Here is a 13609-nt window from a genome sequence, read left to right as displayed (position 1 = left end):
GTACTGACCGGAGCGGGGCTTGGGAAGTACTCCCCTCGGGGGTCAACAGTAGGTCACGCGGACGCATCCGTCACGCTCCCCGCTCCGCCACCGAGATTGCTGCGCACGGAATCGTCCGCGACACGCGGACGGGAGGGGACGATGCGGGCGCTCGGGTCGGCGTGTCGCCCACCGATCCGTGCGGAGCATCTTCAGGGGTGGGGGTCAGTCGAGCAGGGCCCGGAACGCCTCCGCCGCGCTTTCTGCGGCCCCCGGGTGCATCGCGAGGAACAGGCTGGGCTCCGTGAGCTCGAGCTCGAGCACCATGGGACCGTCGTCCGAGGGGAGCAGGTCGATCCGCGTGTACGCGAGGTCGCCGTGACCCAGGCCGGGCAGCGCGGCCACGATGCGGTCGGCGAGCTCCCGCTCGGCCTCGGTGGGCTCGGCGGGGGCCACCTTCTCGTCGGCGTAGAGCCCGGTCTCCCATGACATGTCGCGCGACAGGATCGCGGCCTTGCGCGCGGCGTGGGAGAAGCGGCCGCCCAGGTAGATGAGCGCGGTCTCGCCGTGGGTGTCGACCTGCGCGAGGTACGGCTGGAGCATGGCGACCTTGCCGTCGGCGTGCAGCGCCGCGACGTGGGCGGCCGCGCCCTCGGCGTCGCCGTCGAACAGCCGCGCGCCGTTCGAGCCCGCGCCCACCGACGGCTTCACCACCAGGTGCCCGTCGAGCGCGATCACCGCATCGTCCGGCACCTGCTCGCCGGGGAGCACGAAGGTGGTCGGCACCACGGGGATCCCCGCCGCGGCGAGGTCGTGCAGGTAGCGCTTGTCGGTGTTCCACTCGACCGTCGCGACGGGGTTGCGCAGGCGCGTGATCTCGGAGACGCCGCGCGCCCAGTCGAGGAAGTCCTCGAGTCGGTCGTGGTAGTTCCAGGTCGACCGCAGCACGGCGACGTCGAACTCGGCCCAGTCCACCGCCGGGTCGTCCCACGCGACCAGCTGGGCCTCGGGGAGGTGCGGCAGGAGCAGCTCCTCGTCGGCGTCCGGGACCGACAGGTCGACGGTGGTGACGATCGCGATGCGGGGGGTCATGGCGCTCACGCTAGCGCCTCGCGGGGGTGCCGCCGTCGCGTCGCGTGGCTCCGCGGGGCCGGGACGAGGCGGCGATACGCTCGCGATGGAGGTGCGGCGATGGCGGCATGGCAGCAGGCGGTGGCGGTGGTCGCGGCCCTCGCGGTCGGCGGCGGCCTCGCCTACGGCACGTACTCCCTGGTACGTGACACCGTGCTCGCCGAGTCCTCCCCGTCACCGAGCGCGACGGCCTCGCCCGAGCCCAGCGCATCCTCCGATCCGTGCGACTGGGACGCGCTGCCCGAGGAGGCACGGCCCGCGCTCGCTGAGCAGCCCGACGGGCTCCCCGAGGCCTACGCGCTCACCGCGGACGTCTGGGCATGCGCCGACGAGACGTGGACCGTCGAGGTCGAGGTGGTCGAGGGCGACGGCTACCCGATGGGGATCCAGTGGCAGTCGCTGTACCTGCGGTCGCCGTCGGGCGACCGGGTGCTCCTGTACGGGCTGCGCAACGACGTGCAGATCGAGGTGGTGGGTCAGGACGTCCTCGCGCGGGCGGCGTGGCTCGCGCGCGTGACCGGCGGCGACTCGTTCCAGGTGGTCCAGATGGACCTCGCCGACGGGCTCGTGGTCGAGGACTGGGGCGGCGGCATGCTGCCGGCGTCCCAGGTGCACGACGGCGGCGTCTGGGATGTGTGGGCGGCGCAGCCGCTCGACTCCGGCGCCGAGCTGTGGCTCGGCGCCCGCTACACGGGAGACGCGTCAGCGGTGTTCATGCGGACGGCCGGGCGCACGTTCCAGCCGTACTCCGCCCAGCGGATCATCGACCAGATGACCGCGAACGGCTCGATCACCGCGTCCGGGATCGAGGGTGTGGCGCTCTGGGTGTCCTCCGACCTGACCTACGCCGTCGGGCTCGAGCAGATGCCCGCGGGGGACGACGGGATCACGACCACGGGGTCGGCCACCTGGGTGGTGATCGACCTGGTGAGGGACCAGTGGCGGCTCGAATCGTCGTCCGCGCCCACGGGCGTGTGCGCGCCGGCGCCCGAGGCGGCGCTGGACGGCGCCTACGACGACCCGGGCCCGATCCCGGCCGTGTGCGCGACGGGCGACTCGGGGTCCGAGGCGTGGACGCTCGCCGTCGACGCGGGCCCCGTCCTGGCCGGGTAGGCCGCGGCTCCCGCGCCCGCCCGCGATCCCGCCGGGACGCTCAGTCCTGCTCTTGAGGCTCGGCGGCGTCGTGCGGGACGGTCAGTCCCGCGTCCGCGGCGAGCGCCGGGCGTGTGCGTGTCACGGTGCGGGCGGCCAGCCCGGCGAGCGAGCGCCGGTCCTTCCGCGCCAGCACCACCATGAGCTCGACCGTCCAGATCGCGATCCCCAGCCCGCCGTTCACGGAGTACAGCAGCCATCGCACGGCGTACCTGACCATCACCGCGCGGCGCTGAGCCGGACGCTCGGGATGGGCCGCGTCCGCCGGAGCGATGTTCAGCACCAGCATGCCCGGGGTCGCCCGGTCACGTCGGATCAGCGGCACCGCGAGCAGCAGCGCCGCCCCGACCAGCACGTCGATCGTGATCGCGACAGCCGTGTGCTCGAGCACCTCGACCGCACGGTCCAGGCCGGCCGCGGCGATGAACGCCGCCGCGATCGCGCTGCGGACGGCCACCGCGCCCGCGAGCACCAGCATCGCGTCGACCAAGGATGCCGCCACGCGCCGGGTCCGGCGCGGCGCCTCGAGGTCCGGCACGGGCTCGGGCCGGGACCCCCGCCACCAGCGCGAGAGCAGGACCGAGAGGCCCACGCCCACCGCGCCGCCGGTCGTGTTGATCAGCAGGTCGTCCACGTCGAACAGGCGGTATGGGCAGTCGTAGGCCCCGTAGAAGGCGGTGCCCTGCGTGACCTCGATGAGCAGCGACGTCGCCAGGCCCACCCCGACCACCACCCAGGCACGCCAGCGCGTGACCTGGTGGAGGAAGAAGCCGTACGGGACGAACAGCAGGATGTTGAAGAACACCTGGAGGAAGACCCCGGAGGTGACGGCGGCGAGACCCTGCTCGCCGAACGCGTCCGCGATCGGGGCGATCGAGGCGAACGGCCGGGTCTGCCAGTAGGTCAGCAGCGAGCGGGCCTCGCAGTCGAGCGTCCCCGGCGCGGGCAGCGGGAACACGGTGAAGGCCGCGAGCGAGACCGCGGAGCCGAGCAGCCCGAGCGACGCCAGCAGCGGCCAGCCGCGCAGCCGCCCGTAGCGTCGCACCACGGTGCCCAGGATGGGCAGCATCGCGATCGGGATCAGGGCCACCGTCGCGAGGACGGTCAGCAGCGCATCGGCGCCGTAGACGCTCATGCGCCCACCTTAGGGAGGTGGGCGCATGAGCGGAACGGTCAGATGAACAGCGTCTGTGCTCCCTCCGAGAGATCCATGAAGTCGGCGGCGGTGATGATGTCCTCCACGTCGTCGCGGAGGTCGGCCATCGTGAGCTTCTGCATGTCCGCGCTCATCCTGCAGGCCCACAGGCGTCCACCCGACGCGACGATCTGGTCGAGGAACTCGTCGACCGGCGGCACGCCCAGGTCGTCGATCTGCTTCTTCATCATCTTGGTCGCGACCCAGGTCATGCCGGGGAACGGCGACAGCCATTGCGGCATGCGCCCGCCGACGGGCAGGTGCATCGCGGTGTTGCCGACCGGTGAGAACTTCAGCTTGGTCTGCCGGTCCTTGGTGATCATGTCGAAGCCCCAGAAGGTGAAGAACAGGTCCACCTGGATGCCCTCGCCGAGCGCCGAGTTGGCGAGGATCAGGCCCGGGTAGGCCATGTCGAGGTTGCCCTTGGAGCAGATGATCACGAGCTTGCGGTCGGTCTCCTCGTCGTCCCCGAAGTCGGGGACGATCGCGGGACGGGTCTCCACGTCGGTCATGGCGCGCCTCCTCAGACGCATCCGGCGGGCTTGGGGAGGCCCGCGATGTAGGACATCTTCTTGCCCGGCTTCTTGGGGAACAGCGCGAACTGCTGCTTGACGGGCACGCCGCCCACGGCCTGCACGCGACGGGTCGTGGCGGTCTGACCGGTCTGCGCGAAGTCGGACCGCAGGAACCGGATCACGTCCCAGTGCTCCGGCGTCATCTCGACGCCGATCTGGGTGGCGAGCTCGAGCGCGAGGGACTCGTCCCATTCGTCGTACTCGGTGAGGAAGCCCTCCCCGTCGACGTGGATCTCGCGTCCGGCGAGCATGGTGGTGGACATCTTCTCCTCCTAGGCGGGGACGCGCTTGCCGCGCATCGACATGTGGGCGGGCAGGGGCAGCGGCCGGCCGGGCAGGAGCATCGACCAGTAGACGGGCTCGAAGGCGAGCTTGCCCCAGTGGTTGAACCGCGACTCCTTGAGCAGGGGCAGCGGCCCGACGGCCGGCACCGGGAACTTCCCCGGCAGCGGCTCGGTGGTGTAGTTGAAGTCGATCAGCATGGCCTTGCCCGCTCCCGACTCGATGAAGCACGTGGCATGGCCGTCGAAGGTGTCGACGGGTTCCTTCCCCTCGATGATGCGGGCGAAGTTCTCGGGGAAGATGTCGAGCTCGAAGTGCGCGACCGCGCCGGCCTTCGAGGTCGGGACCGCCGCCGCGTCGCCCACCGCGAAGATCTCCGGGTGGTCGGGGTGACGGAGCGTGCCGTGGTCGACGGTGACGAAGTCGAGCTCGTCGCCGAGTCCTGACCGGCCCACGTACTCCGCGCCCTTGTTGAGCGGCACCGTGACCAGCAGGTCGTACGGCACCTCGCGCTCGTCGTACGAGTTCAGCGTGCGCGCCTCCGGGTCGATCGACTCGATCATGTAGTCGGCCTCGACGGCGATGCCCCGGGTGTCGAGCATGTCGCCGAACGCGGCCGCGGCGACCGGCTTGGTGAACGCGCCCGACAGCGGGGTGACGAACGTGATGTCGACCTTGTCGCGGATGCCGCGCCGCTTGAAGTAGTCGTCCGCCAGCAGCGTGAATTCGAGCGGCGCGACCGGGCACTTGATGGGCATCTCGGTGATGTGCACCACGAGGCGTCCGCCGGAGAAGCCGGCGAGGGCGTCCCGGAGGGCCACCGCATCGTCGAACGTGTAGAAGGAGTGCACGGCGCCGTGCCAGTCGTCGGCCATCCCGGGCGTCTCCTCGGGGTGCGGGGACGTGCCGGTCGCGATGATGAGGTACTCGTAGCCGAGCTCACGGCCGTCGGCGAGGCGCACGGTCCGGGCGTCGGGATCGACGCGGTCGATCGCGCCCTCGACGCGGGTCACGCCGGCGGGGATGAGCGGTGCCGCCTTGCGGCGTGCCTTGTCGGGCCGGTAGCGCCCGAACGGGATGAAGAGGAAGGCCGGTTGGTAGTAGTGGGTGCCGCGCTGGTCGACGATGGTGATCTCCCACTCGTCCTTGGTCAGCAGCCGCCGCAGCTTGTTCGCCGCGATCGTGCCCGCCGTGCCCGCTCCGAGGATGACTAGCCTGCGCATCGTGGATCCCTCCATCGGGTTCCGCGCCCTCCCCGTTGAGGGCGTCGATACTCCCGACCGTATTCCTGGGAGTTTTCGAAAACGCGGGACCATCGTCCCCGCGTCCGCGGAACCTGCGCGCGGGCATGAGAAAACCGGCCGCGGCGCCCCTGGGGGAGGGAGCGGGGCGCCTGCGGCCGGAATGGGGTGCGGCTCGGGCGGCCAAGTCCCCGGATGGACGCCCGAGCCACGGATTGCGAGGGGGCTTCTGCGCCTCCTCAAGTCCCTGTGTCTGCAAAGGTACGCCGCCCGGCGGGGGCCGCGAGGGGACCTAGGTCCCGTCATTTCAGGGACCCGTCACCCACCTAGAGATGAGGGGGGATCGGGGGCTGCTCGACGGTCTCCTCGAGCTGCTCGAGCTCCTCCTGCTCGGCCTCGAGCGACGCCTCGTCGGTCGGGCGTCCGGCCTCGGTGTCGCGGCGCACGACGCCGATGAAGGCGAGTGCGAGCACCAGCGACAGGAGGCCGCCCGCCGCGGAGGCGGCCAGGCCGGCGCGGGACCCCACGGACTCGATCAGGCCGCCCGCGACCCAGGCGCCGAGCGCGACGCCGACCCCGAGGCCGATCCGTAGCCAGGCCATCCCCTCGGTGATCTGGTCGCGCCGCACCACACGCTGGACCACCGCGTCCGCGTTGGTCATGGTCGGGGCGATCGTGGCGCCGGCGACGAACCCCATCAGCGACAGCAGGAGCACGTTGGGGGCGAGCGCGAGGGCGCCGAAGCCGATCGCCAGCGCGGCGGCGCCGATCACGGTGCGCTTCCACAGCGGTGAGCGCCAGTGCCGGGCGCCGTAGAGCAGCCCGCCCACGAGCGACCCCGCAGAGATGATCCCGATGATGAGGCCGGAGAGGGTCTTGTGGCCCGATTCGTCCGCGAAGGCGACCACCGAGATGTCGAAGGCGCCGAACATCGCGCCGATGCCGAAGGACACGAACGCGACGCCGATGACGGCGCCCGGCAGCCTCAGGCCCAGCGAGGTCCCGCCCGTGCCGCGCCGCGGGGCCGGCTCGGTCGCGCGCTGCGCGAGGAGGATGGTCATGCCGATCACCAGCCCGGTGAGGCACACGACCACGCCGAGCGGCGGCCAGACCGTGGTGGCGAGGATGGTCGCCGCGGCGGGGCCCGCGACGAACAGCACCTCGTCGAGCGAGCCCTCGAGGGCGAAGGCCGTGTGGATGTCCTGGTCCCGCTCGAGCAGGTGCGACCAGCGTGCGCGGGTCAGCGAGCCCAGCGGTCCCTGGATCGAGGCGATGGCGACGGCGAGCCACAGCAGCCACTCGGGGCCCTGGGTCATCGCCGTCCAGATGGCGAGGCTCGCGCCCGCGACGAAGGTGATGGTGAGCGGGATCATCGCCGCGCGCTGGCCGATGCGGTCGACCAGCCGGGCGGTCGGGACCGTCTGCAGGGCCCACACCAGGACCCCCACGGCGGCGACGCGGCCCGCGATGGCGTAGCTCGAGTACTGGATCTGCACCATCAGGATCACCGAGATGTTGAACATCGAGATGGGCAGGCGCGACAGCAGCCCGGCGAAGGCGAAGGCCTTGGCGCCGGGGAGCGTCAGGATCGAGCGGTAGGGAGCGAGCACCGGGACATGCTCTCACCCCGGGGGCGCATCGTCCTTCCCCAGGGTGCCCATCCCGCCCTCGGCTCCCGGGCGGGGCGGCGGAAGCGCCGTCGAGGCGCGTCGGCGCCGGTCCTGCAGCACCAGCAGCGTCGCGCCGCCGACGACCACCACGACGGCGAGCCCCACCAGCCCCCACCGCAGGAACGGTCCCCAGTCCACCTGCGGCGAGGCGCCGCCGACGATCCGGATCGAGTCCGCGCTCAGCAGGTCGCTGAGCCCCAGCGTGACGGTGGAGCCGTCCACCTCGCCGGCGGTCGCCTCCGTGATCAGGCCCGGGAACGTGAACGCCACCGCGACGTCGACGGCGTTCTCGATCAGGCGCAGCTGGGACGCCTGCGCGCCGAGGCCCTCGAGCTCCGAGGCCGCACCCGACTCGAGCGTCACGACGTACGTGTCGCCTTCCCGGACGATGCCCGTGGCGCCCGCGAGCGGGACGGTCGCCGTCGCGTCGCCCGCGTCGGCGAGCGGGACGTCGGTGACGGTGAGCTCGACGCCGGAGCGACCCTCGTCGTCGGAGTAGGGCTGCACGTCGACGGACCCGGGGTTGGCCTCCTCGAGCGGCGCGAGCTGCTCGAGGAACGTCTCGGGATCCAGCAGCGACTCCAGGTCGAGCTGGTCGAGCGCGTCGGCGGGCAGCTCGCCCGGATCGACCTGGCCGAGCTGCTGCCGCAGCGCGGTGAGCGCCTCGGGGGCGACCGCGATGACCGCGTGCTGGTCGAACGTGTCGTCCGTGCCGAGCGTGGTCTCCGCGGTCACGCGCACGCAGCCGGCCAGCAGCAGCGCGGCGGCTGCGGCGGCGAGGATCCGGGTCGCGACCTTCATGGGATCAAGCCTCGCATGCGCGGCCCGCTAGGGACGGTCGGGCTCCTGCGGCGGCGCCCAGGGTGACTCCTCTGTCGGCAGGGGCTCGGTGGGGGCCGGGTCCGGCGGGGCGGCGCCGGGCCACGACTCCGACGGCGCGGGAGGGGAGTAGGGCAGCTGCTCGGTCGGGGCCGGCTCGGGAGCGGCGGCAGCCTCCTCGACAGGGGCCGGCTCGAACGACTGCGGCTCGAAGGTCTGCGGGGCGTACGTGCCTGCGGCCGCCGCATCGGTGCCCGCCGCGGCCTGCGCCGGCGCGTAGGGGGCCGCGGCGCCGCGGCGCCTGCTCAGCACCACGCCGAGCACGATCCCGAGCGCGGCGAGCAGCAGCGTGCCGCCCCCGGCGTACCAGGCCCATGTCGGCAGGCTGAAGCCGGCCGTGGCCCTGCCCTTGGCGTACATCGGCTCGTCGAGGGTGAGCAGGTCCCACGTCACGGTGGTGCCCTCGACGGCGCCGTTGGTCTCGACGATGTCACCCGGGAAGGTGACGCTCATGGTCGCCTCGGCGCCCGGGAGGCCGCCGAGGTCGCCGTCCTCGCCCTCGGACTCCGACGCCAGCGGGTCGCCCTGCACGACGAAGAAGCCGTCCTCGCGGACCACGGTGAGGCCCGCATCGTCCTCCGACGCCTCCGCGATCGGCAGGCTGTCGAAGACCACGCGCTGGCCCACCCAGTCGTCGTCCTCGTACGGCTCCACGGTGGCGCCGTCGAGGTCGCCGGCGTCCATGTCCTCGGTCATCTGCGACAGCAGGTCCTCGTCGCTCATGCCCATCGAGTCGCCGATGCCCTTCTGGACCGCGATCAGGAACGTGCCGTCGATCGTGTCGTCCTCGTGGAGCACGAACGACCCCTCGATCTTGAGGCAGCCGGTGAGCGCGACCACGGCGAGCAGGGAAAGAGCGATGCCCCTCAGCAGCTTCTTCATGGCCGTCACCCTGCCACAGGTAGCAGGAGCGACGCTAGGGTCGGCGGGGTCCGGCGGGACGCGCCGGGGAGGCTCCGACGGGTCGCGTGGCGGGTGCCGGGACGGCGCCCCGCGTGGCCCGCCGGAGGCCCTGCCGGCGCACCACCTCGGCGCGGCGCGCGGCCACCGCCGCGGCTCCCGCCACACCCAGCACCAGGAGCGTCGTCAGCACCGCCGGCATCGGGGACGTGGTCCGGAGCGCGGACGCGCGCGCCGTCAGCTCCTCGGGGCCGCCGACCAGGTCCCACGTCACGGTGGTCCCGTCGACCGTGCCGTTGGCCTCCGACACGGGCCCGGGGAAGGTGATCGAGACGGTGAGCTCCGCACCCTCGAGCGAGTCCGCGTCCTCCTCGCTGATCGCCGAGGCGCGGCCGGACACGACGTACTCGTCGCCCTCGCGGGTCACGCCGAAACGGTCGGCGGTGGGCGCGAGGGCCTCCACCGGCTGGTTGCGGAAGGTGACCTCCGTGCCGGCCAGGCCGTCGGCCGCGAAGCCGTGCTCCCGGATGTCCGTCAGGGGGTCGAGCAGCCCCGACTCCTCGAGGATCTGCAGGGACGCCTCGCGATCCGATCCGCCGAGCGCGGCGCCGGCTCCCTCCTGGAGCGCCACCACGTACTCGCCGTCGACCGTGCCGTCCTCGGCGATCCGCAGGTCGGCGGAGAATCGCATGCAGGCGCTCAGCGTCAGCGCGAGGAGCGTCAGCGCGCCGATGCGGAGGACGGCCGTCATGCGCACAGGGTGGCATGGTGCCGGGCGCCGCCTGTGGAGGCGCGACGGGTCAGCCGTCCAGGTCGTCGGGCGGGCCGTCGATGCCCTGCTCACGCGCGTACACCGCCGCCTCCTGCGCGGCCCTCTCCAGCTCGGGGCTCGCGGTCGGCCCGTCCTGGAGCGCCTCCACGGCGACGATGGTCTCCGCCACCTCCTCGACCACCGCGAAGGAGGTCGTCTCGGGACGCGGCTCGAAGTCGGGCTCCGGCAGCTCGGGCTCGGTCGCCACCGGTCAGCCCTCCAGCGCCTCGGAGACCACCTCGCGCGCGGCGGCCTGGACCTCGCCCAGGTGCGCCTCGGACACGAAGGACTCCGCGTAGATCTTGTAGACGTCCTCGGTGCCGGACGGGCGCGCGGCGAACCACGCATCGTCCGTCGTCACCTTGAGCCCGCCGATCTTCGCGCCGTTGCCCGGCGCCGCCGTCAGCTTGGCGGTGATGGTCTGGCCGGCGAGGGTGGTCGCGGGCACCTGCTCGGGGGACAGCGCGCCCAGGCGCGCCTTCTCCTCCTTGCTGGCGGCCGCGTCGACGCGGGCGTACCAGCTCTCGCCCAGTCGATCCGTGAGCGACGCGTGCAGCGCGGACGGCGAGGCTCCGGTGGTCGCGATGATCTCGGAGGCCAGCAGCGACAGGATCAGCCCGTCCTTGTCGGTGGACCACACGCGCCCGTCGCGACGCAGGAACGATGCGCCGGCCGACTCCTCGCCGCCGAACGCGATGTCGCCGCTGAGGAGCCCGGGCACGAACCACTTGAACCCGACGGGCACCTCGACCACCTCGCGGCCGATGTCCCGGCCCACGCGGTCGATCAGGCTCGAGGACACGAGCGTCTTGCCGATCCTGGCGCCACCGGGCCACTGCGGACGCGCGCCGCCGTACAGGTACGCGATCGCGGCGGCCAGGTAGTGGTTCGGGTTCATCAGCCCGCCGTCGCGGGTGACGATGCCGTGGCGGTCGGAGTCGGCGTCGTTCCCCGTCGCGACGTCGTAGGGGCTGTCGGCTCCTGCCATGAGGGTCCGCAGGCTCGCCATGGCCGACGGCGACGAGCAGTCCATACGGATCTTGCCGTCCCAGTCGAGGGTCATGAAGGACCAGGCGGGGTCCACCTTCGGGTTGACCACGGTGAGGTCGAGCTTGAACTCCTCGCCGATCGCTCCCCAGTAGTCGACGGCCGCGCCGCCGAGCGGATCCGCGCCGATCCGCACCCCGGCCTTCGCGATCGCGTCGAGGTCGATCACGGACGGCAGGTGGTCCAGGTAGAGGTCGAGGAAGTCGAAGCCCTGCGTGGTGTCCGCGGCCTGCGCCTTCGCGAGCTGGAAGCGCGGCACCTGGCGCCAGCCGCCGGCGAGGAGCTCGTTCGCACGGGCGGCGATCCAGCCGGTGGCGTCGGTGTCGGCGGGGCCACCGTGAGGCGGGTTGTACTTGAAGCCGCCGTCGCGCGGCGGGTTGTGCGACGGGGTGATGACGATGCCGTCCGCCAGGCCCCGCCCGGAGGTCCGCAGGCCGGTGTCGGAGACGGCGCCGTTGGCCACCAGGATCGCGAGCGAGATCGCGGGCGTCGGCGTGAAGCCGTCCCGGGCATCGACGCGCACCTCGACGCCCGCGGCGGCCAGCACCTCGAGCGCGGTCTCCTGCGCGGGGCCGGACAGCGCGTGCGTGTCCTTGCCCATGAAGAGCGGCCCGTCGATGCCCAGGTCGCGGCGGTACTCGACGATCGCCGCGGTGATGGCGACGATGTGCGCCTCGTTGAAGGCGGTGTCGAAGGCCGACCCGCGATGGCCGGAGGTGCCGAACGCGACCCGCTGCGCCGGGACCGTGGGGTCCGGCACCAGGTCGTAGTAGGCGCCCAGCAGGGCGTCGACGTCGATGAGGTCCTCGGGAAGGGCAACCGTGCCCGCGCGATCATGCATGGGGTCCACTCTTCCACCCCGGGGCCGAGGCGGCCAGTGATCGCCCCGACCGGGAGTCACAGAACGGTCACGGCGAGGCAAAGAACGGTTCGCGACTTCGCCACGTATCGCTAGGCTTGCCACGTGTCCGAGAGCGCCGCGTCCGAGCAGCGTCCGCGGAGGTCCCCACGCGGGTCCCGCGGCCGCCGCGGCACGCCGCCGCGCGGCCCGGCGGTGGCCGCGCTGATCGTGGCGCACGACCAGGCGCGGCGCATCGCCGCGACGGTGCGGGCCGCGCTCGCCATCCCCGGCGTGGACCTGGTGCTCGTGGTCGACGACGGCTCGACGGACAACACGCAGGACCTGGCGCGCAACGCGGGCGCGGTGGTGGTGCGCCACCCGCACATCCGCGGTCGCAGCGCGGCCGTGGAGACGGGCGCGTCCGTGATCGCGATGCGTGACGAGCCGGGGGCCACCCCCCGCGCGATCCTCATGCTCGACGGGAACCTGGGCCACCACGCGATCGGCGCCGCCCCGCTGGTGCCCGCCGTCCTCGAGGGCGTGTGCGACCTCGCGGTCGCGCTCACCGAGGCGCAGGAGATCGCGCAGGGCATGCCGTCCGGCATCGCGCGCACCGCCGTCGAGCGGGCGACCGGGTGGTCGCCGCGTCAGCCGCTGGGCCGGATCCGCTGCGTCACGCGCGAGGCGCTCGAGGTCGCGATGCCGCTCGCGCGGGGCGCGGGGCTCGAGGCCGCGATGACGCTGGACGTGCTGCAGGCGGGTCTCACCATCACCGAGGTCGAATGCGAGATCCGGCACAAGGGCCACGCCGCCGACGAGCGCACCATGCTCGCACGGGCCAACCGGTACCGTGAGGTGCTGACGGCCGTGAGCTCGCGGCGCCTCAGGAGCACCGCATCGTCCACGCGCGCGTCCGTCGACCGGCGCCTCCATCCCGCACGGGGGGAGGCCGCGACCGCGAAGGAGGACCGGTGACCGCACCGCGCTACGCCTATCTGGGGCCGTCCGGCACGTTCACGGAGGCCGCCCTGCGCGCGATGGTGGACCCGGCCGAGATCGAGGCGACGCCCGTCATCGATGTGCCGGCGGCGCTCTCGGCGGTCCGCGGCGGCGATGCCGACTTCGCCGTGGTCGCGATCGAGAACACCGTCGAGGGCGGCGTGACGGCGACGCTCGACACCCTCGCCGAGGGCAGCCCCCTCGCGATCCTGGGCGAGGTGGTGCTCGCCGTCTCCTTCGAGCTCGTCGCCCGTCCCGGGACGGCGCTCGAGGACATCACCGCGGTGGCCGCCCACTCCCACGGTCTCAACCAGTGCCGGCGGTGGCTCGCCCAGCGCCTTCCCGGCGCCGCGCAGATCCCCGCATCGTCCAACGCGGCCGCCGCACGCGAGCTCGCCACGGGCGACGCGCCGTTCGACGCGGCGCTGGCCCCGCCGGGGGTGGGCGTGTCGCTCGGCCTCGAGGTGCTCGCGTCCGGGGTGGCGGACAACCCTCACGCCGCGACCAGGTTCGTGAAGGTCGGCCGGCCCGCCGCGGTCCCGTCGGCGACCGGTGCCGACAAGACGACGCTCGTGGTGCACCTCCCCGACGACCGGGCGGGCGCGCTGCTGTCGATGCTCGAGCAGTTCGCGGCGCGCGGCGTCAACCTGTCGCGCATCGAGAGCCGCCCGCGCTCCGACCGGCCCGGTGAGTACTCCTTCTCGATCGACGCGCTCGGCCACATCGACGAGCCGCGCATGGCGGAGGCCCTGGTGGGCCTCAAGCGGACCAACCCGACCGTGATCTTCCTGGGCTCGTACCCCGCCGCCACCGGCTACCCGACCCCGGTCGCGCCCGGCACCTCCGAGCAGGAGTTCGCGGACGCGCGGTCCTGGGTGCAGGGCCTGCGCGCCGGCAGGCGCTGAGC

The 13609-nt window shown here is 72.9% G+C and carries 14 protein-coding genes; 3 read left to right on the top strand and 11 right to left on the bottom strand.

Features of this window, described 5'->3' with window-relative positions; translation table 11 throughout:
* Window positions 1-204: 204 nt before the first annotated feature.
* Window positions 205-1071 carry an ATP-grasp domain-containing protein gene (locus tag QQX13_RS10865; RefSeq protein ID WP_301118958.1) on the bottom strand — a complete coding sequence of 289 codons (867 nt, stop codon included), beginning with the start codon at window positions 1069-1071 and terminating at the stop codon, window positions 205-207.
* Between the two features lie 99 nt (window positions 1072-1170).
* Here QQX13_RS10865 and QQX13_RS10860 point away from each other — a divergent pair, with 99 nt between their 5' ends.
* Window positions 1171-2223 (top strand): hypothetical protein, encoded by a 1053-nt coding sequence (locus QQX13_RS10860; protein WP_301153415.1) that lies wholly within the window; start codon window positions 1171-1173, stop codon window positions 2221-2223.
* Window positions 2224-2263: 40 nt separating this feature from the next.
* On the opposite strand, the gene QQX13_RS10855 is transcribed toward QQX13_RS10860, so the two are convergent.
* From QQX13_RS10855 to pgm, 10 genes are all read right to left on the bottom strand, one after another.
* Window positions 2264-3397: a VanZ family protein gene (locus tag QQX13_RS10855; protein WP_301153413.1), complete on the bottom strand. Its 1134-nt coding sequence runs from the start codon at window positions 3395-3397 to the stop codon at window positions 2264-2266.
* A 38-nt stretch (window positions 3398-3435) separates the two neighbouring features.
* Window positions 3436-3969 (bottom strand): DsrE/DsrF/DrsH-like family protein, encoded by a 534-nt coding sequence (locus QQX13_RS10850; RefSeq protein ID WP_301118955.1) that lies wholly within the window; start codon window positions 3967-3969, stop codon window positions 3436-3438.
* Window positions 3970-3980: 11 nt separating this feature from the next.
* On the bottom strand, window positions 3981-4295 hold the full coding sequence (locus QQX13_RS10845; protein ID WP_301118954.1) for a TusE/DsrC/DsvC family sulfur relay protein: 315 nt from the start codon (window positions 4293-4295) through the stop codon (window positions 3981-3983).
* A gap of 9 nt (window positions 4296-4304) precedes the next feature.
* Entirely contained in the window at window positions 4305-5537 is a 1233-nt protein-coding gene (sqr, locus tag QQX13_RS10840; protein ID WP_301153411.1) for a type III sulfide quinone reductase, selenoprotein subtype, read from the bottom strand.
* Between the two features lie 344 nt (window positions 5538-5881).
* Window positions 5882-7165, bottom strand: coding sequence for an MFS transporter (locus tag QQX13_RS10835; RefSeq protein WP_301153409.1), 1284 nt, complete (start codon window positions 7163-7165; stop codon window positions 5882-5884).
* Between the two features lie 12 nt (window positions 7166-7177).
* On the bottom strand, window positions 7178-8026 hold the full coding sequence (locus tag QQX13_RS10830; protein WP_301153407.1) for an LppM family (lipo)protein: 849 nt from the start codon (window positions 8024-8026) through the stop codon (window positions 7178-7180).
* Between the two features lie 27 nt (window positions 8027-8053).
* Entirely contained in the window at window positions 8054-8986 is a 933-nt protein-coding gene (locus tag QQX13_RS10825) for an LppM family (lipo)protein (protein WP_301153405.1), read from the bottom strand.
* 34 nt (window positions 8987-9020) lie between these two features.
* Window positions 9021-9755, bottom strand: a complete 735-nt coding sequence (locus QQX13_RS10820) for an LppM family (lipo)protein (protein WP_301153404.1) — start codon at window positions 9753-9755, stop codon at window positions 9021-9023.
* A gap of 49 nt (window positions 9756-9804) precedes the next feature.
* Complete coding sequence (locus tag QQX13_RS10815; protein WP_301118948.1) at window positions 9805-10023, bottom strand: hypothetical protein; 219 nt, start codon at window positions 10021-10023, stop codon at window positions 9805-9807.
* Between the two features lie 3 nt (window positions 10024-10026).
* Complete coding sequence (gene pgm / locus QQX13_RS10810; protein WP_301153403.1) at window positions 10027-11703, bottom strand: phosphoglucomutase (alpha-D-glucose-1,6-bisphosphate-dependent); 1677 nt, start codon at window positions 11701-11703, stop codon at window positions 10027-10029.
* Between the two features lie 123 nt (window positions 11704-11826).
* On the opposite strand from pgm, the gene QQX13_RS10805 reads away from it, so the two are divergent.
* Together QQX13_RS10805 and pheA are read left to right on the top strand one after the other, a co-directional pair.
* A complete protein-coding gene (locus tag QQX13_RS10805; RefSeq protein WP_301118946.1) occupies window positions 11827-12678 on the top strand; it encodes a glycosyltransferase family 2 protein in 852 nt (283 codons plus the stop codon).
* Window positions 12675-13607: a prephenate dehydratase gene (pheA, locus tag QQX13_RS10800; protein ID WP_301118945.1), complete on the top strand. Its 933-nt coding sequence runs from the start codon at window positions 12675-12677 to the stop codon at window positions 13605-13607. Before QQX13_RS10805 ends, pheA begins: the two co-directional genes overlap by 4 nt.
* The last annotated feature ends 2 nt before the right edge of the window (window positions 13608-13609 follow it).

Origin of the sequence: Demequina lignilytica (assembly GCF_030418375.1) — a bacterium.
GTDB classification, from domain to species: Bacteria; Actinomycetota; Actinomycetes; order Actinomycetales; family Demequinaceae; genus Demequina; species Demequina lignilytica.
This window is presented reverse-complemented; position numbering and strand designations above follow the sequence as displayed.

Coding starts and splice junctions, on each gene's coding strand:
- QQX13_RS10850 (WP_301118955.1), bottom strand. CDS start 3,969: ATGACCGACGTGGAGACCCGTCCCGCGATCGTCCCCGACTTCGGGGAC.
- pgm (WP_301153403.1), bottom strand. CDS start 11,703: ATGCATGATCGCGCGGGCACGGTTGCCCTTCCCGAGGACCTCATCGAC.
- QQX13_RS10855 (WP_301153413.1), bottom strand. CDS start 3,397: ATGAGCGTCTACGGCGCCGATGCGCTGCTGACCGTCCTCGCGACGGTG.
- QQX13_RS10865 (WP_301118958.1), bottom strand. CDS start 1,071: ATGACCCCCCGCATCGCGATCGTCACCACCGTCGACCTGTCGGTCCCG.
- QQX13_RS10830 (WP_301153407.1), bottom strand. CDS start 8,026: ATGAAGGTCGCGACCCGGATCCTCGCCGCCGCAGCCGCCGCGCTGCTG.
- QQX13_RS10825 (WP_301153405.1), bottom strand. CDS start 8,986: ATGAAGAAGCTGCTGAGGGGCATCGCTCTTTCCCTGCTCGCCGTGGTC.
- QQX13_RS10860 (WP_301153415.1), top strand. CDS start 1,171: ATGGCGGCATGGCAGCAGGCGGTGGCGGTGGTCGCGGCCCTCGCGGTC.
- QQX13_RS10845 (WP_301118954.1), bottom strand. CDS start 4,295: ATGTCCACCACCATGCTCGCCGGACGCGAGATCCACGTCGACGGGGAG.
- sqr (WP_301153411.1), bottom strand. CDS start 5,537: ATGCGCAGGCTAGTCATCCTCGGAGCGGGCACGGCGGGCACGATCGCG.
- QQX13_RS10820 (WP_301153404.1), bottom strand. CDS start 9,755: ATGACGGCCGTCCTCCGCATCGGCGCGCTGACGCTCCTCGCGCTGACG.